Annotated in this window: 1 protein-coding gene; it reads right to left on the reverse strand. The window is 57.6% G+C overall.

Going from position 1 to position 818, the window contains the following annotated elements:
* Positions 1 to 547: 547 nt before the first annotated feature.
* Positions 548 to 818, reverse strand: a 271-nt coding sequence (locus GSQ95_RS25970) for a topoisomerase DNA-binding C4 zinc finger domain-containing protein (protein ID WP_178123857.1), incomplete at its 5' end; no start/stop codon positions are given.

The raw sequence follows: 818 nt of genomic DNA on the forward strand, positions 1-818 counted from the left end.
GGTTGGCCCGAAGTACAGTGTGCACCGAACCTTCTGTGAGCCCTATGTGCCTGTAAACCCGCTTATCACGAAGTTAGACGGCTGCGTGTCAGCTGCGGAGCAGGGAGACACAGGGAGAGCGTCACGCAAAGATCTACACGCCCTACCCGATGCTTAGCGTGCTCTTGGGGGTGGAGCTTCAAGACCAAGTCGAGAAACTCCGGGGTCGCCACTGATGACCGCCAGTGCGCGAGCGGGGTGGAACGCTTGCATTATGGGGGGGCAATACTTCCTAACGCAAGATTGCCGAAGACCGGTTGTGGAGCAATCTTCTACCAGTCAAAGTCTTAGACTTGGCAGACTTGGCAGACTTGGCAGACTTGGCAGACTTGGCAGACTTGGCAGTCTTGGCAGTCTTGGCAGTCTTGGCAGACTTGGCAGACTTGGACGTTACCTTGCTTTCGTTCTTGCGCGCTGGGGTTGATGCGCGCTGCTGCCATCTGCGAATTGGGTGTTTTGATCTGATCGATTCGCTCTTTACGAGTTGGCAGCAGCAGCTGCTCGCCCTTTAGGCCTTCGCGGCACCTCTGTTTCTGCTACCTGTCTTGCCGTTTCCTTTCAATGCCTCGATGTTCACCAGGCCTTTACAGTCTGGGTAGCGCAGGCATGACCAGAAGTCGCCGCTCTTGCCCTTTCGCTTGGCCATCTTGCCCTGGCAAAGCGGGCAGGGCGGGCCCTCCGGGACCTTGATGTTGAGCGTGGTTTGGCGGTACTGGGCGACCAGTTTGCCGATCCAGGCGCCTTGCTTGGCGATGAAGTCATCCAGCTGCATGGTGCCG

This window comes from Pseudomonas sp. BAV 4579, from assembly GCF_009765395.1.
Taxonomy (GTDB): Bacteria; Pseudomonadota; Gammaproteobacteria; order Pseudomonadales; family Pseudomonadaceae; genus Chryseomonas; species Chryseomonas aestiva.